Annotated in this window: 2 protein-coding genes; both read left to right on the top strand. The window is 77.1% G+C overall.

Annotated features, from left to right (window positions below; all coding sequences use genetic code 11):
- Entirely contained in the window at positions 1-9,924 is a 9,924-nt protein-coding gene (locus ACLQ2V_RS21890; protein ID WP_425720420.1) for a type I polyketide synthase, read from the top strand.
- Complete coding sequence (locus tag ACLQ2V_RS21885) at positions 9,921-23,747, top strand: type I polyketide synthase (RefSeq protein ID WP_425720496.1); 13,827 nt, start codon at positions 9,921-9,923, stop codon at positions 23,745-23,747. Before ACLQ2V_RS21890 ends, ACLQ2V_RS21885 begins: the two co-directional genes overlap by 4 nt.
- Positions 23,748-23,756 lie beyond the last annotated feature (9 nt).

Raw genomic sequence — 23,756 nt, 5'->3', positions numbered from 1 at the left:
ATGAGCGAGCAGCGACTCCGCGAGTACCTGAAGCGGGCCAGCGCCGACCTCCAGCAGACCCGGCAGCGGCTGGCCGACCTGCAGGAGCGCGACACGGAGCCGATCGCGATCGTCGGCATGAGCTGCCGGCTCCCCGGGGACGTCACGTCGCCGGAGGAGCTGTGGCGGCTGCTGGCCGACGGCACCGACGCGGTCGGTGGCTTCCCCACCGACCGGGGCTGGGACCTGGAGTCGCTCTACGACCCGGACCCGGACCAGCCGGGCACCTCCTACGCCACCGAGGGCGGGTTCCTGCACGACGCCGGTGACTTCGACCCGGAACTGTTCGGGCTCAGCCCGCGCGAGGCGTTGACCACCGACCCGCAGCAGCGGCTGCTGCTGGAGGCGTCCTGGGAGGTGCTGGAGCGCGCCGGGATCAGCCCCACCTCGCTGCGCGGCAGCCGCACCGGCGTCTACGTCGGCGTGATGTACAACGACTACGCCACCCGGGTCCGGCAGCCACCCAAGGGCCTGGAGGGGCACCTCGGCAACGGCAGCTCGCCGAGCATCGCCTCCGGGCGGGTGGCGTACACCCTCGGGTTGGAGGGGCCGGCGGTCACCGTGGACACCGCCTGCTCGTCGTCGTTGGTCTCCATCCACCTGGCCTGCCAGGCGCTGCGCTCGGGGGAGTGCACGCTGGCGCTGGCCGGCGGCGTCACGGTGATGTCCACCCCGGTGACGTTCGTGCAGTTCGCCCGGCACCGGGGCCTCGCCCCGGACGGCCGCTGCAAGTCCTTCGCCGACGGCGCGGACGGCACCGGCTGGGCCGAGGGCGTCGGCCTGCTCGCCCTGGAACGGCTCTCCGAGGCCCGCCGCCACGGCCACCGGGTGCTCGCCGTGATCCGGGGCACCGCGGTCAACTCCGACGGGGCCAGCAGCGGCCTCACCGCCCCCAACGGGCCGTCCCAGCAGCGGGTCATCCGGCAGGCGTTGACCAACGCCGGCCTCACCCCCGCCGACGTGGACGCCGTCGAGGCGCACGGCACCGGCACCACGCTCGGCGACCCGATCGAGGCGCAGGCGCTGCTGACCACGTACGGCCAGGACCGGCCGGCGGAGCAGCCGCTCTGGCTCGGCTCGCTCAAGTCGAACCTGGGCCACACCCAGGCCGCCGCCGGCGTGGCCGGCGTGATCAAGATGGTCCTCGCCATGCGGCACGGGGTGCTGCCGCGCACGCTGCACGTCGACCGGCCGTCCCGGCACGTCGACTGGTCCGCCGGCGACGTCCGGCTGCTCACCGAGGCCCAACCCTGGCCCGAGCGGGACCGGCCGCGCCGCGCGGCGGTCTCCGCGTTCGGCGTCAGCGGCACCAACGCGCACCTGATCGTCGAGGCGCCGCCGGCCGAACGCCCCGAGGCCGCCGGGCCGCCGCCGGCCCAGGACGCCGGGGTCGCCGGGCCGACCCCCTCGCCCCGGGCGCTGCCCGTGACGCCGTGGCCGGTCTCCGCCCGGACGCCCGCCGGGCTCGCCGCGCAGGCCCGCCGACTGCGCGACGGGCTGCCGCCGGCCCGCCCGGTCGACGTCGCCTTCTCGCTGGCCACCGGGCGGGCGCCGCTGGAGCACCGGGCGGTCGCCCTGGGCGCCGACCGGCCGGGGCTGCTGGCGGCGCTTGCGGCCGCCGCCGAAGCCACCGACCACCCCGACCTGGTCCGTGGGCACGTCCTCGGCGGGCCGGTCGCGTTCCTGTTCAGCGGCCAGGGCGCCCAGCGGGTCGGGATGGGCCGGGAGCTCGCCGAGACGTTCGACGTCTTCGCCGCCGCGCTGGACGAGGTCTGCGCGGCCCTGCCCGCCGCCGACGGCCCGGGCGTACGCGAGGTGATGTTCGGCGACGGCGACCTGCTCGACCGCACCGGGTACACCCAGCCCGCGCTCTTCGCCTTCGAGGTGGCGCTGTTCCGGCTGCTGGAGTCCTGGGGGATCCGCCCCGACCACGTGATCGGCCACTCGGTCGGCGAGCTGGCCGCCGCGCACGTGGCCGGCGTGCTGTCGCTGCCCGACGCCGCCCGGCTGGTCGCCGCGCGGGGCCGGTTGATGCAGGCCCTACCGGCCGGTGGGGCGATGGTGGCGGTCCGGGCCACCGAGGAAGAGGTCGCCCCGCTGCTGGGCGACGGCGTCGGCCTGGCCGCCGTCAACGCCACCGGCGCGGTGGTGCTCTCCGGCGACGAGGACGCCGTGCTGCGCGCCGTCGCGCCGTTCGCCGGGCGGAGCACCCGCCGGCTGGCGGTCAGCCACGCGTTCCACTCGCACCTGATGGACCCGATGCTGGACGACTTCCGGGCGGTGGCCGAGTCGGTGCGGCACCGGCGGCCCCGCATCCCGGTGGTCTCCACCCTCAGCGGGGCGGTGGTCGACGAGTTCACCGCCGAGCACTGGGTGCGGCACGTCCGCGAGGCGGTCCGCTTCGCCGACGGGGTGCGGACCCTGCGTGCCCTCGGCACCGCCCGCTTCGTCGAGCTGGGCCCGGACGCGCCGCTCTGCGCGGCCGTCGCCGACGACGTACCGGAACACTGCCTGGTGCAGCCGCTGCTGCGCCGGGACGTACCGGAGGTCGCGGCGCTGACCTCGGCGGTGGCCCGGCTCTGGACGGCCGGGGTGCCCACCGACTGGTCGGGGTTCTTCGCCGGCACCGGCGCGACCGCCGTCGACCTGCCCACCTACGCGTTCCAGCGGCGCCGGTTCTGGCTCGACGTGCCGCTGTCCCGGCCCGACCCGGCCGCCGACCACCCCGTCCTCGACGTGCGGCTGGAACGGGCCGACGCCGACGGCGTGGTCCTCGGCGGTCAGCTGGCCGTGCGCACCCACCCCTGGCTGGCCGACCACCGGGTCGCCGGCCGGATCCTGGTGCCCGGTACGGCGCTGCTGGACCTCGCGCTGCGGGCCGGCGCCCAGTTCGGCTGCCCCCGCGTCGACGAGCTGGTGCTGGCCGAGCCGCTGGCCCTGGCCGAGACCGACCGGGTCCGCCTGCAGGTCGTGGTCGGCCCCGCCGACGCCGACGGCCGGCGCGGCGTCACCGGGTACGCCCGCCCCGTCGCCGACGACGGCCCCTGGACGCGCCACTTCACCGGCACGCTCGCCCCGGACGTCGACCCCGGGCAACCCGTCGACGCCGAGTGGCCGCCGGCGGGGGCGGAGCCGGTCGACGTCGACCACGTCTACCCGGCGCTGGCCGAGGCCGGCCTCGCCTACGGCCCGCTGTTCCGGGGGCTGCGCGCCGCCTGGCGGCGCGGCGACGAGATCCACGCCGAGGTGGACCTCCCCGAGACCGCGCAGGTCGAGGCGGAGCGGTTCGAACTGCACCCGGCGCTGTTGGACAGCGCGCTGCACGCCGCCGCGCTGGGCGACCCCGGCACCGCCGCGGCGGTGCCGTTCGCCTGGTCCGGTGTGTCGCTGCGCCACCCCGGCGCCACCGCGCTGCGGGTCACGCTGCGGCGCGTCGCGGAGCGGACGTTGGAGCTGAGCGCCACCGACGGCGCGGGGACCCCCGTCGTGTCGGTGGAGTCGCTGCTGCTGCGCCCGCTCGCCGACGACCCGGCCGACGACCCGCGCCACCGCGACATGGTCTTCCAGCTCCGCTGGCAGGAACACCAGGGTGAGCTCTCCGACGCCGCCGCCCCCGAGGTCCGCGACCTGCCCGGCGGCGGCCCGCTGCCGGACGACCCGTACGAGGCCGTCCGGGTGGCCCTGCACCGCACCCTCGCCACCCTCCAGGAGCTGATCGCCGCGCCGGCCGCCGCCCCGCTGGTGCTGCGCACCCGCCACGCCACCCGGCTGCCCGACGACACCGGCGAGGTCGACCCGGTCGCCGCCGCCGTGGCCGGGCTGGTCCGCTCCGCCCAGTCGGAGAACCCCGACCGGTTCGTGCTGGTGGACACCGTCGACGACGCGGAGCTGCCCGGCTGGCTGCGCGACACCGAAGAACCGCAGCTGGCGCTCCGCGACGGCCGCTGGTACGTCCCCCGCCTGGCCCGCATCTCCGCCCCCGACCCGCGGGCCGCGACCGGCCCGCCGTTCGACCCGGACGGCACGGTGCTGGTCACCGGCGCCACCGGCCGGCTCGGCCGGGCGCTCTGCCACCACCTGGTCACCGCGCACGGCGTCCGCCGGCTGCTGCTGGCCAGCCGCTCCGGCGGGAGCTCCGCCGACGCCGCCGAGCTGGCCGCCCTGGACGCCGACGTCACCCTGGTCGCCTGCGACGTGGCCGACCGGGACGCGCTGGCGCAGGTGCTGGCCGACGTGCCCGCCGCGCACCCGCTCACCGCGGTCGTCCACCTCGCCGGCACCCTCGACGACGCCATCGTCGAGTCGCTCACCCCGGAGCGGATCGACACCGTGCTGGCCCCGAAGGTCGCCGGCGCGCTGCACCTGGACGAGCTGACCCGGGGCCTCGACCTGTCGGCCTTCGTGCTCTTCGCCTCCGCCGCCGGCACCTTCGGCGGCCCCGGGCAGGGCAACTACGCCGCCGCCAACGCCTGCCTCGACGCCATCGCCGACCGGCGTCGCCGGCAGGGCCGGCCCGCCATCTCGCTGGCCTGGGGTCTGTGGGAGGGCGACGACGGCATGGTCGGCGGGCTCACCGACGTCGACCTCGCGCGGGCCCGCAACATCGGCGTGCTCAGCCTCACCAACCCCGACGGGCTGGCGCTGTTCGACCGCGCGCTGCGCCACGACGGGGCCGCCCTGGTGCCGCTGGCGCTCGACTTCGCCCGGTTGCGGGGGCAACTCGGCCGGCAGGCGCTGCCCGCCCTGCTGCGCGGCCTGGTCCGGGCACCCGCCGCCCGGCCCCGGGCCGCCGCCCGCCCGGCCCGCATGATCGACCTGGTCCGGGCCCGGGTGGCGGCCGTGCTGCGGCACCCCTCGCCGGCCGGGATCGACCCCGACCGGGCCTTCTCCGAGCTGGGCTTCGACTCGCTGATGGCGGTGGAGCTGCGCAACGAGCTCGGTCAGGCCACCGGGGTCCGGCTGCCCGCCTCGCTCATCTTCGACCAGCCCACCCCGGCCGCGCTCGCCCGACACCTGGAGTCGCTCGACGGCGGCGCGCCCTCCGCCGCCGGGCCCGCCACCCCGTCCGCCTTGGCGGGCGCGTCCGACGAACCGATCGCCATCGTCAGCATGGCCTGCCGGTTACCCGGCGGCGTCGAGACCCCGGAGCAGCTCTGGGAGCTCGTGCTGCGCGGCGACGACGCCGTCGTGCCGATGCCCGACGGGCGCGGCTGGGACCTCGACGCCCTCTACGACCCCGACCCGGACCGGCAGGGCACCAGCTACGTGCGTGAGGGCGGCTTCCTCACCGCCGCCGACCAGTTCGACCCCACCGTCTTCGGCATCTCGCCCCGCGAGGCCCTGGCCATGGACCCCCAGCAGCGGCTGCTGCTGGAGTCCTCCTGGGAGCTGTTCGAACGCGCCGGCCTCCCGCCGCGCTCCCTCAAGGGCAGCCCCACCGGCGTCTTCGTCGGCCTGATGTACACCGACTACCCGGTGCTGCTGCACGGCCGTCGGCACGACCTGGAGGGCCACCTCGGCAACGGCAGCGCCGGCAGCGTCGCCTCCGGCCGGATCGCCTACACGTACGGCCTCGAGGGCCCCGCCGTCACCATCGACACCGCCTGCTCGTCGTCGCTGGTGGCGATGCACTGGGCGGTCAACGCGCTGCGGTCGGGGGAGTGCAGCCTCGCCGTGGCCGGCGGTGCCACCGTGATGTCCACGCCCACCGTCTTCCTGGAGTTCAGCCGCCAGCGCGGACTCGCCGCCGACGGCCGCTGCAAGCCCTTCGCCGAGGGCGGCGACGGCACCGGCTGGGGCGAGGGCGTCGGGCTGCTGCTGCTGGAACGGCTCAGCGACGCCCGCCGGCACGGCCACCCCGTGCTCGGCGTGATCCGGGGCTGCGCGGTCAACTCCGACGGCGCGTCCAACGGGCTGACCGCGCCGAACGGCCCCTCCCAGCAGCGGGTCATCCGCCAGGCGCTGGCCAACGCCGGGCTCACCGCCGCCGACGTCGACGCGGTGGAGGCGCACGGCACGGGCACGCCGCTCGGCGACCCGATCGAGGCGCAGGCGCTGATCGCCACGTACGGGCAGGACCGGCCGGCCGGGACGCCGCTGCTGGTCGGCGCGCTCAAGGCCAACATCGGGCACACCCAGGCGGCGGCCGGCGTGGCCGGCGTCATCAAGACCGTGCTGGCCATGCGGCACGGCGTGCTGCCGCGCATCCTGCACCTGGACGCGCCCTCGTCGCGGGTGGACTGGGACGCCGGGGCGGTGCGGCTACTCACCGACAACCAGGACTGGCCGGACACCGGGCGGCCCCGCCGCGCCGCCGTGTCCTCGTTCGGCATCAGCGGCACCAACGCCCACCTGGTGCTGGAGCAGGCCCCCGAGGCGCAGCCGGAGACGGCGGTGACCCGGACGGATCGTCCCGCCGCCGTGGCCTGGACGCTCTCCGCGCCCAGCGTGGCGGCGCTGCGGACCCAGGCGGCCCGGCTGCTGCCCGCCGCCGCGGGTCTGGACCCGGTCGACGTCGGGTACTCCCTGGTCACCACCCGCTCGGCGTTCGCGCACCGGGCGGTGGTGGTCGGGGCCGACGCCGATCAGCTCCACGCCGGGCTGCGCGCCCTGGCCGACGGCGAGCCGGCCGGCAACCTGGTCGAGGGCGTCGCCCGCCCGGCCGGCCGACCCGTCTTCGTCTTCCCCGGCCAGGGCTCCCAGTGGGCCGGCATGGCCGCCGAACTGATCGACACCGCGCCGGTCTTCGCCGCCTCCATTGCCCGCTTCGAGGCCGCGCTGGCGGAGTTCGTCGACTGGTCGCTCACCGACGTGCTGCGCCGCGCCCCCGGCGCCCCCGACCTGACCGGCGACGACGTGGTGCAGCCGGCCACCCTCGCGGTCACCGTCTCGCTGGCCGAGCTGTGGCGCTCGTACGGGATGGAACCGGCCGCGGTGCTCGGGCACTCCCAGGGGGAGATGGCCGCCGCCTGCTTCGCCGGGGCGCTGTCCCTGCGCGACGCCGCCCGCGTCGTCTGCCTGCGTGGCCGGGAGGTCACCGCGCTGGCCGGGCGCGGCGGCCTGGTGTCGGTCGAGGTGTCGCCCGAGGGGATCGAGGACCTGCTGACGCCGTACCGGGGGCGGGTGGTGGTGGGCGCGGTGAACAGCCCGCGCGCCGTCGTCGCCTCCGGTGACCGCGACGCGTTGGAGTCGCTCGTCGCCGACTGCCGGGCCCGGGGCATCCGGGCCAAGTGGGTGCCGATCAACTACGCGTCGCACTCGGCGCACGTGGACGAGCTGCGCGAGCCCCTCGCCCGGGTGCTCGGGCCGATCGACCCCACCCCGCCCGGGGTGCCGTTCTTCTCCACCGTCACCGCCGACTGGGTCGACGACGCCCCGCTGGACGCCGGGTACTGGTTCGACAACCTGCGCCGCCCGGTCCGGTTCGCCGAGTCGGTGCGGGCGCTGGCCGGGCAGGGCTTCGGGCCGTTCATCGAGGTCAGCGCCCACCCGGTGCTCACCGGCGCGATCGCCGAGACCCTCGCCGACACCGACTCCGACGACCCGGTGGCGGCCGTCGGCTCGCTGCGCCGCGACGACGGCGGGCTGGCCCGCTTCCTGACGTCCCTCGGTGAGGCGTACGTCGCCGGGGCGCCGGTGGACTTCGCCCGCGCCTTCGACGGCGTCGCCGCGCGGCGGGTGCCGCTGCCCTCGTACGCCTTCGACCGCCGCCGGTTCTGGCCCGAGTTCGACGACCCCGCGCCGCAGCCGGCCGCCGACCCGCAGGAGGTCGACTTCTGGCAGGCGGTGCAGCGGCAGGACAGCGACGCCGTGGCCGAGCGGATCGGCGTCGACCGGCACGCGGTGCAGACGGTGCTGCCCGCGCTGTCGCGCTGGCACAACGGCCGCCGGACCCGCTCCGTGCTGGACAGTTGGCGCTACCGCACCGAGTGGGTGCCGGTGCGGCCGGCCGAAGCGGCCGGGCTGACCGGCCGCTGGCTGCTGGCCCGGCCGGCGGCCGTCGCCACGGAACTGGCCGACGCGGTGACCGCCGCGCTGGCCGCCGCCGGCGCCGACGTGCTCGAACTCCCCGTCGCCGCCACCGACCCGGACGACGCGCTGCTGGCCGCCGTCCGCGCCGCGACCGGGGCGCAGCCACTGGCCGGGGTGCTCTGCCTCACCGGGCTCGACGAGACGCCGGACCGCCGCCACCCGGTGGTCCCGGTCGGGCTCGACCGGACCCTGGCCGTGGTCCGCGCCCTGAGCGCCCTGGCGGTCGACGCCCCGGTGTGGGTGGCGACCAGCGGCGCGATCGGCACCGGCCCCGACGACCCGCCCCGCCGCCCCACCCAGGCGCTGCTCTGGGGCGCCGGCACCGCGCTCGGCCTGGAACTGCCCCGCCGCTGGGGCGGCCTGGTCGACCTGCCCGACGTCGTGGACCCCGACGCCGGTCGGCGGCTGTGCGCGCTGCTCACCGGCGGCACCGGGGAGGAACACCTCGCGGTACGCGACGGCGGCGTCCTGGCCCGCCGGCTGGTCCGCGCCCCCGGCCGGGGCCCGGCCGCGCCCTGGCAGCCCCGCGACACGGTGCTGGTCACCGGCGGCACCGGCGCGCTCGGCGGGCACCTGGCCCGCTGGGCGGCCCGCTGCGGGGCCGGCCGGATCGTGCTGGTCAGCCGGCGCGGCGTGACCGCCGACGGGACGGCCGACCTGCAGGACGAGCTGATCGGCCTCGGCGCCGAGGTCAGCGTGGTGGCCTGCGACCTGACCGACCCGGAGGCGGTGGGGACGCTCTTCGCGAAGGTCGCCGTCGACGGCCCGCCCATCCGGGCGGTGCTGCACGCCGCCGGGATCAGCGGCCGGGAGGTGCCGGTCGGCGAACTCGACACGGCGGAACTGGCGGCGGTGCTCGGCCCGAAGGTCGCCGGCGCCCGCCACCTCGCCGAGCACGTCGCCGGGCTGGACCTGGACGCGTTCGTGCTCTTCTCCTCCGGCGCCGGCACCTGGGGCGACAGCGGCCGGGTCGGCTACGGCGCGGCCAACGCCTACCTCGACGCGTACGCCGCCGAGCGCCGGGCCGCCGGGGTGCCCGTAGTCTCCCTCGCCTGGGGGGCGTGGGGCGGCGGCGGGATGGTCGACGAGGGCACCGCCGCTCGGCTGCGCCGGCTGGGAAACCGGCCGATGGACCCCGAGCTGGCCGTCGCCGCCCTCGCCGACGCGGTGGCCCGCGACGACGGTGACCTGGTCGTCGCCGACATCGGCTGGAAGACCTTCGCGCCCGCGTACGCCGCCGCCCGGCACCGGCCGCTGATCCTCGGCGTCGCCGACGCCCGGCAGGCGCTCGCCGAGACCGAGGCGGTCGAGTCGGAGGAGACCGGCGAGGCGGAGCTGGTCCGGGAACTGGCCGGGCTGGACGACTCCGAACGGCGACGCGTGCTGCTCGACCGGGTACGCCGGGAGGCCGCCGTGGCCCTCGGCCACGCCTCGGTCGCGGAGATGCACGCCGACCGGCCCTTCCGCGAGCTGGGCTTCGACTCGTTGACCGTGGTGGCGCTGCGCAACCGGCTCGCCGCCCTCACCGGCCTGAAGCTGCCCACCACCCTGGTCTTCGACCACCCGACGTTCCCCGAGCTCACCCGCTACCTGGTGACCCGGCTCTTCGGCACCGACCCGGAGGCCCCGGCGCAGAGCGCGGAGGAGGCGGCCACCTGGGCGACGCTGCGGAGCATCCCGCTGAGCCGGCTGCGCGAGACCGGGCTGCTCGACGCGCTGCTGGAACTGGCCACCCCGGCCGAGCGGGCCACCCCGGCCGCCCCGGACGACGGCGTGGACCGCCTCGGCGACATGAATGTGGACGACCTCATCGAGCTGGCGCTCGGTGCCGGCACCGACGCACGGGAGAACTGACGATGGCGACTCCTCCCGACAAGCTGGTCGAGGCCCTGCGGGCCGCGCTGCGGGACAACGAACGGCTCAAGCAGCGCAACCAGCGGCTGGAGCAGGTGGCGCACGAGCCCATCGCGATCATCGGGATGGGCTGCCGGTTCCCCGGCGGGGTGGCGAACCCCGAGCAGCTGTGGCAGGTGCTGACCGGCGGCGTCGACGCGGTCTCCGAGTTCCCCGCCCGACCCGGCTGGGAACTGGACACGCTGCTCGACCCCGACCCGGACAGCCGGGGCACCACGTACGTCAGCCGGGGCGGCTTCCTGCACGACGCCGACCAGTTCGACGCCGGCTTCTTCGGCATCTCGCCCCGCGAGGCGCTGGCCATGGACCCGCAGCAGCGGCTGCTGCTGGAGGTCGCCTGGGAGACCCTGGAACAGGCCCGGATCGCCCCGACGTCGCTGCGCGGCACCGCCACCGGCGTCTTCACCGGCGCGACGGGCGCCGACTACGGCCCGCTGATGGCCCAGTCCGGCATCGACACCGACGGCTACCTGGCGACCGGCAGCGCCGCCAGCGTCGCCTCCGGCCGGATCGCGTACGTGCTGGGGCTGGAGGGGCCCGCCGTCACGGTGGACACCGCCTGCTCGTCGTCGCTGGTGTCGCTGCACCTGGCGGTGCAGTCGCTGCGCTCGGGGGAGTGTTCCCTCGCGCTCGCCGGCGGGGCCACGCTGATGGCCAGCCCGTCGACCTTCCAGGAGTTCAGCCGGCAGCGCGGGCTGGCGCCCGACGGGCGGGTCAAGGCGTTCTCCGACGACGCCGACGGCACCAGCTGGAGCGAGGGCGTCGGGCTGCTGCTGGTGGAGCGGCTCTCCGACGCGCGGCGCAACGGGCACCGGGTCCTCGCCGTGGTGCGGGGCAGCGCGGCCAATCAGGACGGCGCGTCGAACGGGCTGACCGCCCCGAACGGCAAGGCGCAGCAGCGGGTGATCCGGCAGGCGCTGGCCAACGCGGGCGTCACCGGGGCCGAGGTCGACGTGGTGGAGGCGCACGGCACCGGCACCACCCTCGGCGACCCGATCGAGGCGCGCGCCCTGCTGGCCACGTACGGGCAGGAGCGGGCCGACGACCGGCCGCTGTGGCTGGGCTCGGTGAAGTCCAACCTCGGGCACACCCAGGGCGCGGCGGGCGTCGCCGGGGTGATGAAGATGGTCCTGGCGATGCGGCACGGCCTGCTGCCCCGCACGCTGCACGTGACCACGCCCACCTCGCACGTGGACTGGACGGCGGGCGCGGTGCGCCTGCTGACCGAGGACCGCCCGTGGCCGGCCACGGCGGGCCGACCGCGCCGGGCCGGGGTCTCCGCGTTCGGCATGAGCGGCACCAACGCGCACGTGGTGTTGGAGGAGGTGCCGGCCGAGCCGCCGGCCGCCGCGCCGGCCGAGTCGGTGCCGGTGCTGGCGGGAGCGGTGGCGCCGTGGCTGCTGTCGGGGCGTTCCCCGGCGGCCCTGCGCGGTCAGGCCGCCGCCCTGGCCGCGCTGCCGGCCGCCGACGCGGTGGACGTGGGCTGGTCGCTGGTGACGTCCCGGGCGTCGTTCGAGCACCGGGCGGTGGTGGTCGGCGGGCATGCCGACGGGCTGGCGGCGGTCGGCGCCGGGCTGCCCGCCGACGGCGTGGTGTCGGGGGTGGTGGCCGCCGGCTCCCCGGGCCGGGTGGTGTTGGTCTTCCCCGGTCAGGGGGCGCAGTGGGCGGGGATGGGGGTGGAGTTGGCGGCGGCGTCGCCGGTGTTCGCCGCGCGGTTGGCGGAGTGTGGGGCGGCGTTGTCGGAGTTCGTGGACTGGTCGTTGGCGGATGTGCTTGGCCAGGTTCCGGGTGCGCCGTCGTTGGAGCGGGTGGAGGTGGTGCAGCCGGCGTCGTGGGCGGTGATGGTGGCGTTGGCGGGGTTGTGGGAGTCGTTCGGGGTGCGGCCGGCGGCGGTGGTGGGTCATTCGCAGGGTGAGATCGCGGCGGCGTGTGTGGCGGGGGCGTTGTCCCTGGCCGACGGCGCCCGGGTGGTGGCGCTGCGCAGCCGGGCGGTCGCGGGTCTCGCCGCTGGTGGCGGCATGGCCGTGGTGGGGCTGCCGGTGGCGGCGGCCGAGGAGCTGATCTCCGGGTACGACGGCGTGCACGTGGCGGCGGTGAACGGCCCCGCCTCGGTGGTGCTCTCCGGTGACCGGGCCGAGCTGGACCGGGTGGGCGTCGAGTGCGGGCGGCGGGAGGTGCGGTTCCGTGTCGTCCCGGTGGACTACGCGTCGCACTCCCCGGCGGTGGAGGAGCTGCGGGCCGAACTGCTCCGGGAGTTGGCGGCCGTGCGCCCCCGGCCGGGGCGGGTGCCGATGGTCTCGACGGTGACCGGCGCGGTGGTGGACCCGTCGTCGTTGGACGCGCAGTACTGGTTCCGCAACCTGCGGGAGCCGGTGCGCTTCGCCGACGCGGTGCGGGCCCTCGCCGAGGACGGGCACACCACGTTCGTGGAGGCGTCGCCGCACCCGGTGCTGACCGCCGCCGTCGAGGAGACCGTGCGGGCGGCGGCCCCGGGCGGCGACGACGGGTGCGTGGTCGGCTCCCTGCGGCGCGACGACGGGGGCGCGCGACGGTTCCTGCTGTCACTGGGCGAGGCGTGGGTCCGCGGCGTCGAGGTGGACTGGTCGGCGGCCTTCCCCGCCGGCGGGGCCCGGCTGCTCGACCTGCCCACCTACCCCTTCCAGCGGCAGAGCTACTGGCCCGAGTTCGACGCCGACGAGGCGACCGTCGACGCCGCCGACGCCGGCGACCACGAGTTCTGGGCCGCCGTCGACCGCGCCGACGTCGCCGCGCTGGCCACCACCCTGCACACCGACACCGCCGTGCTCGACCCGGTGCTGCCCGCCCTGGCCCGGTGGCACCGCCAGCGGCGCGAGGAACACACCGCCGACGCCTGGCGCTACCAGGTGACCTGGCGGCCCCGCCCCGGCGACCGCACCCGGCCCGAGCTGACCGGCGGCTGGCTGCTGGTCCGTCCCGCCACCGGCGTCGACGACGAGTTGGCCGCCGACGTCGCCGACGCCCTGACCGGCCACGGCGCGGACGTACACACCGTGACCCTGCCCGACGGCGACCCGGACCTGCGACGTGCCGTGGCCGACCGGTTGGCCGGGCTCGACGGCGTACCCGTCGGGGTGGTCAGCCTCGCCGCCCTCGACGAGCGCCCGCACCCGGCGGCCCCGGCCGTGCCGGTGGGCCTGGCCGCGACCGTCGCGCTGGTGCAGGCCCTCGCCGACACCGGCTCCACGGCCCGGCTCTGGATCGCCACCCGCGACGCCGTCGCCATCGGGCCCTCCGACCGGTCGTCCCGCCGGCTGGGGCAGGCCGCCGCCTGGGGGCTCGGCCGGGTCGTCGGCCTCGAACACCCGGACCGCTGGGGCGGCCTGGTCGACCTGCCCGCCCGGCTCGACGCCCGGGGCCGGGAACGCCTCGCCGCGGCCCTCGCCGACGGCGGCGAGGACCAGCTCGCCCTGCGCGGCTCGGGCACCTTCGTCCGGCGGCTCGTGCACGCCCCGGCGGGCGCCCGCCCGGCCCGCCGGTGGCAGCCGCGCGGCACCGTCCTGATCACCGGCGGCACCGGCGGCATCGGTGCCGCCCTGGCCCGCTGGCTGGCGACCGAGGGCGCCCAGCACCTCGTGCTGACCGGCCGGCGGGGCGCGGACGCACCCGGCGTGCCGCAGCTGCGGGACGAGCTGACGGCGCTCGGCGTGGACGTCACCGTGGTCGCCTGCGACGTGACCGACCGCGACGCCCTCGCCTCGGTGCTCGACGCGGCCGGGGAGCGGCACCCGCTCACCGCGGTCGTGCACGCGGCCGGCGTGGGCCAGTTCCAGCCGCTGACCGACACCGGCGTCGCCGACCTCGGCGCCGTGCTCGACGCGAAGGTGCTCGGCGCCGCCCACCTCGACGCCCTGCTCGGCGACCGGCCCCTCGACGCGTTCGTGCTCTTCTCCTCCAGCGCCGGCGTCTGGGGCAGCGGCGGCCAGGGTGCGTACGCCGCCGCGAACGCCTGGCTCGACGCCCTCGCCGAGGACCGGCGCGCCCGGGGCCGCACCGCCACGTCGGTGGCCTGGGGCGCCTGGGCCGACGCCGGCATGGCCGCCGACGCCGGCATGGCCCGGCACCTGACCGGCCGGGGCGTGCGGGCGATGCCGCCCGCCCTCGCCCTGACCGCGCTGCGCGGCGCGGTCGAGCGCGACGAGGCGACCACCGTGGTCGCCGACCTGGACTGGGACCGCTTCGCACCCACCTTCACCGCCGCCCGGCCCCGGCCGCTGCTCGACGAGCTGCCCGAGGCCCGCCGGGCCCTGGCCGGCGGCGACGTCCCCGATGCCGGCGACCCGGGCGACGACGGCCTGCGCCGCCGGCTCGCCGACCGGCCCGCCGCCGAGCAGGACCGCGAACTGCTCGACCTGGTCCGCACCCACGCCGCCGCCGTGCTCGGCCACGACGGCACCGACGGCATCGAGCCGGGGCGGGCGTTCCGCGAACTCGGCTTCGACTCGTTGACCGCGATCGAGCTGCGCAACCGCCTGGGCGCGGTGACCGGGCTGCGGCTGCCCGCCACCCTGGTCTTCGACCACGCCCAGCCGCGCCGGCTGGCCGCCCACCTGCGGGCCGAGCTGTTCGGTACGCAGGACGCGGCGGAACCGGCCGACGTCGGCGGCGCGACCACCGACGAACCCATTGCGATCATCGGGATGAGCTGCCGGTACCCCGGCGACGTGCACTCACCGGACGACCTGTGGCGGCTGCTGGCGGCGGGCACCGACGCGCTCTCCCCGCTGCCCACCGACCGGGGTTGGCCGGCCACCGTCGCCGGGGTGACCGAGGGCGGCTTCCTCCCCGACGCGACCGGCTTCGACGCCGCGTTCTTCGAGATGAGCCCCCGGGAGGCCCTGGCCACCGACCCGCAGCAGCGGCAACTGCTGGAGACCGCCTGGGAGGCGGTGGAACGCGCCGGCATCGACCCGGGCGCGCTGCGTGGCACCCGCACCGGCGTCTTCATCGGCGGCAACAACATGGGGTACGGCGTCGGCCCGGAGATCCCCGAGGAGGTGCAGGGGCACCTGCTGGTCGGCAACGCCACCAGCGTCGTCTCCGGTCGGGTCGCGTACACCCTCGGGCTGGAAGGCCCGGCGGTGACCCTGGACACGGCCTGCTCGTCGTCGCTGGTGGCGCTGCACTGGGCCAGCCAGTCGCTGCGCTCCGGCGAGTCGGAGCTGGCCCTGGCCGGCGGCGTGGCCGTGCTGGTCACCCCGGACAGCTTCACCGAGTTCAGCCGGCAGGGTGGCCTGGCCGGCGACGGCCGCTGCAAGGCGTTCTCCGACGACGCGGACGGCACCGGCTGGGGCGAGGGCGTCGGCGTGCTGGTGCTGGAGCGGCTCAGCGACGCGCGCCGCAACGGCCACCGGGTCCTCGCCGTGGTCCGGGGCAGCGCGACCAACTCCGACGGCGCGTCGAACGGGCTGAGCGCGCCGAGCGGCCCCGCCCAGCAGCGGGTGATCCGCCAGGCCCTGGCGAACGCGGGGCTGTCGGCCGGCGACGTGGACGCCGTCGAGGCGCACGGCACCGGCACGTCGTTGGGTGACCCGATCGAGGCGCAGGCGTTGCTGGCCACGTACGGGCGGGGTCGTCCGGCGGACCGGCCGTTGTGGTTGGGGTCGATCAAGTCGAACCTGGGTCACACGCAGGCGGCGGCGGGCGTGGCCGGTGTGATCAAGATGGTGCTGGCGTTGCGGCACGAACTGCTGCCCCGGACCCTGCACGCGCAGCCGCCGTCGTCGCACGTGGACTGGTCGGCGGGTGCGGTGGAGCTGCTGGCCGAGGCGCGGTCGTGGCCTCGGGGTGGGACGCCCCGGCGGGCCGGGGTGTCGGCGTTCGGGATCAGCGGCACCAACGCGCACGTGATCATCGAGGAGGCCCCGGCCGAGACCGGGCCCGCCCCCGTCGCCGACGTCGTCCTGCCGGTGGTGCCGTGGGTGTTGTCGGCGAAGGCGCCGGCCGCACTCTCCGGTCAGGCGGCCCGGTTGGCGTCGGTGGTGTCGGGGTCGGCGGTGGATGTGGGGTTCTCCCTGGCGACGGCGCGCTCGGCGCTGGACCGTCGGGTGGTCGTGCTGGGTGCCGACGCCGACGAGTTGCGTGCCGGTCTGGCGTCGGTGGTGGAGGGTGTGCCGGATGCGGGGGTGGTTTCCGGGTCGGCGCGGGATGGCCTGACGGGGTTCGTGTTCTCCGGTCAGGGTGGTCAGCGTCTCGGCATGGGCCGTGAGCTGGCGGCGGCGTTCCCGGTCTTCGAGGCCGCCCTGTCGGAGGTGTGCGCGCAGTTCGACACGCTGTTGGACCGCCCGTTGCGCGAGGTGATCGACGGATCGGGGGAGGATCTCGCGCAGACCGGGTGGGCGCAGCCGGCGTTGTTCGCCGTCGAGGTGGCGCTGTTCCGGCTCCTGGAGTCGTGGGGCGTCACCCCCGACTACCTGGTCGGTCACTCGATCGGTGAGCTGGCCGCCGCGCACGTCGCGGGCGTGCTCGACCTGGGCGACGCGTGTCGCCTGGTGGCGGCGCGGGCGTCGCTGATGCAGGCCCTGCCCACGGGCGGGGCGATGTGGGCGGTCCGCGCCACGGTCGACGAGGTGTCCCCGCTGCTGGTCGACGGGGCGTCGATCGCGGCGGTGAACGCCCCCGGTCAGGTCGTGGTCTCCGGGGAGCGCGATGCGGTGGAGCGGGTCGCGGCCGGGCTGCCCGAGCGGCAGGGTCGGTGGCTGGAAGTCAGTCACGCGTTCCACTCGGCGTTGATGGACCCGATGCTGGCGGAGTTCGCCCGGCTCGCCGGGACCGTGGAGTTGGGTAGGCCGAGCATTCCGATCGTCTCCACCCTCACGGGGCAGGTGGTGGAGGAGTTCACCGCCGAGTACTGGGCGCAGCAGGTGCGTGGGACGGTCGTCTTCGGTGCGGCGGTGCAGAGGGCCGCGGAGCTGGGGGTGACCCGGTTCGTGGAGCTCGGCCCGGACGCGAGCCTGGTCGGGGCGGTCGAGGAGACCTGTGCCGAGGTGCTGGCCGTGCCGGCGTCGCGGCGGGACCGGCCGGAGCCCGGCACCGCCGTGACCGCCCTGGCCCGGCTCTGGGCCCACGGCGGCACCGTCGACTGGGCGGCGTTCTACGCCCCCACCGGCGCCCGCGTCGTCGACCTGCCCACCTACCCCTTCCAGCACCAGCGCTACTGGTTGCAGGGCTGGCCGGCCGAGCAGCCGGAGACCGCCGACCGGTGGAGCTACCGCGTCGACTGGCGGCCCGTCGCCGACCCGGCGGCCGATCGGCTCACCGGCCGCTGGCTGCTGCTGACCCCCACCGCCGCCGACCCGGGCCTGACGGCCACGGTCACCGACGGGCTGCGGGCCGCCGGTGCCACCCCGGCACCGCTCACCGTCGACCCGGCCGCCGACCGGGCGGCCCTGGCCGCCCTGCTCACCGGGCACACCGACGTCGACGGCGTGATCCACCTGCCCGTCGCGTCGACCGGCGTCGCGTCGGCGGCACCCGGGACGCTCGCCCGGGTGACGCAGGCACTCGGCGACGCCGGCATCGCCGCGCCCCTGTGGTGCGTCACCAGCGGGGCCGCCCAGGTCGCCGACACCGACCCGCCACCCGCGCCGGAACTCGCGGCGGCCTGGGGGCTCGGTCGGGTCGCCGCCCTGGAACACCCCGACCGCTGGGGTGGCCTGGTCGACCTGCCCCCGTCGCCCACGCCCGCCGACGGCGTCCGCCTCGCCGGGCTGCTCACCGGCGCCACCGGCGAGGACCAGCTCGCGCTCCGCGCCGACGGCACGTACGCCCGCCGGCTCGTCCGGCACGCCCCGCCGCCCGCCGCGCCGCAGAGCTGGCCGCTCGGCGGCACGGTGCTGGTCACCGGGGGCACCGGGGCGCTCGGCGGGCACGTCGCCCGCTGGCTGGCCGCCCACGGCGCCGGACACCTCGTGCTGACCAGCCGCCGCGGACCCGACGCCCCCGGCGCCGGCGACCTGCGCGACGAACTCGTCGCGGCCGGCGTCGGGGTCACCGTCGCCGCCTGCGACGCCGCCGACCGCGCCGCCCTCGCCGCGCTCCTCGACGGCCTGGACGCCGACGGGGTACGCGTCGACGCCGTGGTGCATGCCGCCGGGGTGCTGCACGACGGGCTGCTGCACACCATGGACCCCGCGCACCTGGCCGACGTGTGGGCCGCGAAGGCCGCCGCCGCGGTGAACCTGCACGAGCTGCTGGCCGACCGTGACCTCACCGCGTTCGTGCTCTTCTCCTCGCTCGCCGGCACGCTGGGCAGCGTCGGCCAGGCCGGGTACGCGGCGGCCAACGCCGCCCTGGACGCGCTCGCCCAGACCCGGCACGCCGCCGGCCGACCGGCCCTGTCGGTCGCCTGGGGCCCGTGGGCCGGCACCGGCATGGCCGCCACCGCAGACCTCACCGACCAGCTCCGGCGCGGCGGACTGGACCCGATGGACGCCGCCCCCGCCCTCGCCGCCCTGGAACGGCACCTGGCCGGCGACGCGCCCTGCGTCGCGGTCTCCGACGTCGACTGGGCCCGCCTCACCGCCGACGGCGCCCGGCCGTTGCTGGCCGAGCTGACCGGCGCGGCCGACCACCCCGACCCGGCCGACGACGGGCCCGCCCTGCGCCGCGAGGTGCTCGCCCTGCACCCCACCAGCCGGCACGCCGCCGTGCTGGAGGCCGTCCGCACCCAGATCGCCGACGTGCTCGGCCACCCGTCCATCGAACCGGTCGAGCCCACCGCGCCGCTGTCGGCGCTCGGCTTCACCTCGCTGCTCGCCCTGGACCTGCGGGGCCGGCTGAACGCGCTGACCGGTCTCGCGCTGCCCGCCACCCTGGTCTTCGACCACCCCGACGCCGACGCGCTCGCCCGCCACCTGCTCGGCGAGATCGCCGGCACCGCCGTCACGGAGACCGTCGTGGCCACCGGCGGCGACCACGGTGACGACCCGATCGTGGTGGTGAGCATGAGCTGCCGCTTCGCCGGCGGTGTCGACACCCCCGAGGAGCTGTGGCGGCTGCTCTCCGACGGCGACGACGCCATGTCGGCGTTCCCCACCGACCGGGGCTGGGACACCGACTCCCTCTACCACCCGGACCCCGACCACGAGGGCACCAGCTACGCCCGGGAGGGCGGCTTCCTGCCCGGCGTCGGCGCCTTCGACGCCGACCTGTTCGGCATCAACCCCCGCGAGGCGCTGGCCATGGACCCGCAGCAGCGGCTGCTGCTGGAATGCTCCTGGGAGGCGTTCGAACGGGCCGGCATCGACCCCCGGTCGGTGCGCGGCAGCCGGATCGGCGTCTTCGCCGGCACCAACGGCCAGGACTACCCGGCGGCGCTGCACAACTCGGCGGAGAACCTCGCCGGCTACGTCGCCACCGGCAGTGCCGCCAGCGTCTTCTCCGGCCGGCTGGCGTACACCTTCGGCCTGGAAGGGCCGGCGCTGACCGTGGACACCGCCTGCTCCGCCTCCCTGGTCGCGCTGCACCTGGCCAGCCAGGCGCTGCGGGCCGGTGAGTGCACCGCCGCGCTGGTCGCCGGGGCGACGGTGATGACCACCCCCGGGGTGTTCGTGGAGTTCAGCCGGCAGCGGGCGCTGTCGCCGGACGGCCGCTGCAAGGCGTTCTCCGACGACGCCGACGGCACCGGCTGGGGCGAGGGCGCCGCCGTCGTCCTGCTGGAACGGCTCTCCGCGGCCCGCCGCCACGGCCACCCCGTGCTGGCCGTGCTGCGCGGCACCGCCGTCAACTCCGACGGCGCGTCCAACGGGCTCACCGCCCCCAACGGCTCCGCGCAGCAGCGGGTGATCCGGCAGGCCCTGGCCAACGCCGGGCTGACCACCCTCGACGTGGACGCGGTGGAGGCGCACGGCACCGGCACGTCCCTCGGTGACCCGATCGAGGCGCACGCCCTGCTGGCCACCTACGGGCAGGACCGCCCCGCCGACCGGCCGCTCTGGCTCGGCTCGGTGAAGTCGAACATCGGCCACACCCAGGCCGCCGCCGGCCTCGCCGGGGTGCTGAAGATGGTGCTGGCGCTGCGCCACCGCACCCTCCCCGCCACCCTGCACGTCAGCGCCCCCTCCCGGCACGTCGACTGGGGCGACGGCGGGGTGCGGCTGCTCACCGAGCCCCGGCCGTGGCCGCAGCGGGACCGGCCGCGCAGGGCCGGAGTGTCGGCGTTCGGTGTCAGCGGCACCAACGCCCACGCCATCCTGGAGGAGGCCCCGCAGCCGGCCGGGCCGCCCGGCCGCGTCGACGTGCCGGCGGCACCGGTCGTACCGTGGCTGCTGGCCGGGCGGACGACGGCCGCCCTCGCCGCCCAGGCCGACCGGCTGCTGCCCACGGTGACCGGCCCCGACGCGCCCCCGCTGCGCGACGTGGCCCGGTCCCTGGCGGTGTCCCGGGCGGCGTTGGAGCACCGCGCGGCCGTCGTCGGCGTCACCCGCGACGAACTCGCCGCGGGGCTGACCGCGCTCGCCGCCGGCCGGGACGCCCCGCACGTCGTCACCGGCACCGCCGGCACCCCCGGCCGGACCGTGTTCGTCTTCCCCGGCCAGGGCGCCCAGTGGGTCGGCATGGCCACCGAGCTGGCCGCCGCCGCACCCGTCTTCGCCGACCGGCTCGCCGAGTGCGAGCAGGCCCTCGCCGAGTTCGTCGACTGGTCGCTGACCGACGTGCTGCGCGGCGCGCCCGACGCCCCCGGCCTGGACCGCGTCGACGTGGTGCAGCCGGCGCTGTTCGCGGTGATGGTGTCGCTGGCCGCGCTGTGGCAGCACCACGGGGTACGCCCGCATGCCGTGATCGGCCACTCCCAGGGCGAGATCGCCGCCGCCTGCGTGGCCGGTGCCCTCACCCTGCGCGACGCCGCCCGGGTCGTCGCCCTGCGCAGCCAGGCGCTGACCGCCCTCGCCGGCCAGGGCGGAATGGTCTCCGTGGCGGTGCCCGCCGACGCCGCCGCCGACCTGCTGGCCGGCTACGACGGCCGGGTCACCGTCGCCGCCGTCAACGGCCCCGCCTCGGTCGTCGTCTCCGGCGACCCGGCCACCCTCGACGACCTGTTGGAGCGCTGCGCGCAGCGGCAGCTCCGGGCCCGGCGGATCCCGGTCGACTACGCCTCCCACGGCGCGCACGTCGACCGGATCCGCGACGAGCTGGGCACCCTGCTCGCCCCCACCACGCCCCGCCCGCCGCAGATCCCGATGCTCTCCACGGTCACCGGGGACTGGATCGGCCCGGCCGAGGTGGACGCCGACTACTGGTTCCGGAATCTGCGGCAGCCCGTCCTGCTGGACCCCACCGTGCGGACCCTCGCCGCCGCCGGGCACCGCACGTTCGTCGAGCTCAGCCCGCACCCGGTGCTCACCGTGCCGGTGCAGGAGACCCTCGACGACCTCGCGGTCACCGCCGGCGGGGTGTACGTCGGCGGTTCCCTGCGCCGCGACGACGGCGGCCCACGCCGCTTCGTCACCTCACTCGCCGAGGCGTACGTCTGCGGCGTCGACGTCGACTGGACCACGGTGGTCGACGGGGACCTGGTCGAGCTGCCCACGTACCCGTTCCAGCGGCGGATGTTCTGGCCCCGCCCGGCGGCCGCCGACGAGGCCGCCCCGGCCGGTGACGAACGCGACGACGCGTTCTGGGCCGACGTGGAACAGCGCAACCTCGACGGCCTCGCCAGCACCCTCGGTGTCGACACGACCGCCCTGGCGGACGTCCTGCCGGCCCTGGCCGACTGGCGGCGCGCCCGCCGCGAGGCGGCGGCCCTCGACTCGTGGCGCTACCGGATCACCTGGCGGACCCTGACGGAGCAGCCGGGCCGCCCCACCGGCAACTGGCTGGTGCTCACCCCCGAGGGCGTCGACGCGCAGTGGTGCGCCGAGGTGACCGGCGCCCTGCACGGCGCCGACCTGCGCGTGGTGGCCGTCGACGCGGGCACGCTCACCCGCGCCGACCTCGCCGACCTGCTGCCCACCCGGCCCGGCGCGGTCCACGGCGTGCTCTCCCTGCTGGCCGTCGACGAGCGGCCCCACCCCACGTACCCGGCGGTCTCCGCCGGGCTGGCCGCCACGCTGCTGCTGGCCCAGGCGGCGGCCGACGTGGCCCTCACCGCGCCGCTGTGGCTCGCCACCCGCGCGGCCGTGACCGCCGCACCCGGCGACCGCCTCGCCGGCACCGCCCAGCCGCAGGTGTGGGGCCTCGGCCGGGTCGTCGGCCTGGAACACGCCGACCGCTGGGGCGGCCTGGTCGACCTGCCGGCGACCATCGACGAGCCGGTCGCCCGGCGGCTGCGCCAGACCCTCGCCGGCACCGGCGGCGAGGACCAGGTCGCGGTCCGCGCCCGTGGGGTGTACGGCCGACGCCTGGTCCCCGCCCCGGTCGGCGACACCCCGCCCGCCGGCACCTGGCAACCCCGGGGCACGGCGCTGGTCACCGGCGGCACCGGCGGCATCGGCGCCCGGGTGGCCCGGTGGCTGGTCGACGCCGGCGCCGAACACCTGGTGCTCACCAGCCGGCGCGGTGCCGACGCCCCCGGCGCCCGGGACCTGGCGGCCGAGCTCACCGCGCTCGGCGCGCGGGTCACCCTCGCCTCCTGCGACGTCGCCGACCGGGCCGCCCTGGCCGGGCTGCTCGACGGGCTGCGCGACGCCGGTGACGAGCTCCGCACCGTCGTGCACGCCGCCGGGGTGGTGCAGGCGACCGCGCTGGCCGAGATGACCCTCGGCGAGTGCGCGGAGGTGCTGGCCGCCAAGACCCTCGGCGCGACCCACCTCGACGAGCTCCTCGCCGACCAGCCGCTGGACGCGTTCGTCCTCTTCTCCTCCAACGCCGGTGTCTGGGGCAGCGGCGGACAGGGCGCGTACGCGGCCGCCAACGCCCACCTCGACGCCCTCGCCCAGTCCCGGCGGGACCGCGGCCGGACCGCCACCTCGGTGGCCTGGGGTGCCTGGGGCGGCGGTGGCATGGCCGCCGACCCGGCCGCCGAGGAGCACCTGCGCCGCCGGGGGGTGCTGGTGATGCCGCCGGAGCGCGCCCTGGCGGCGCTGCGCCAGGCCATCGAGCACGACGAGACCGTGCTCACCGTGGCCGACGTGGACTGGGCCCGCTTCGCGCCCAGCTTCGCCGCCGCCCGGTCCCGGCCCCTGCTGGCCGACCTGCCGGCGGCGCAGCGGGCCCTGCGGCCGACGGCCACCGACGACGCCGACCGCGCCACCGTCGCCGGGCGGGGCGAGCAGTTGCAGAACATGCCCCCGGCCGAACGGGACGCCGCCCTGCACGACCTGGTCCGCTCCGCGGTGGCCACCGTCCTCGGCCACGACGACCCGCAGGCCGTCGACGCCGGGCGGGCGTTCAAGGACCTCGGCTTCGACTCGCTCACCTCGGTCGAGCTGCGCAACCGGCTGACCACGGCGACGGGGCTGGCCCTGCCGGCCACCCTGGTCTTCGACCACCCCACGCCGCTGGACCTGGTCACCCTGCTGGGCGGCCTGTTCGGCGGTGCGCAGCAGGCCCCGTCACCGGAGCAGGCCGTGGAGGTGGCCCTGGACAAGCTCGAGGCCGGAATTTCAGCTCTTTCCCCAGACCACCAGCTCGACGCGGTGCAGGCCAGGTTGCGAAGCCTAATCTCGACGCTGGGTGACAGGCAGTCTGCGGGAGCCGCTGAGCCGGTGTCCCGGCAACTGGAGACGGCCTCCGACGACGAGCTGTTCGAATTCATCCACAGGGAGTTCGGTAAGTCCTCTTGACGGCGTAGG

Origin of the sequence: Micromonospora sp. DT233, from assembly GCF_049841815.1 — a bacterium.
In the GTDB taxonomy this organism is placed as follows: domain Bacteria; phylum Actinomycetota; class Actinomycetes; order Mycobacteriales; family Micromonosporaceae; genus Micromonospora.
This window is presented reverse-complemented; position numbering and strand designations above follow the sequence as displayed.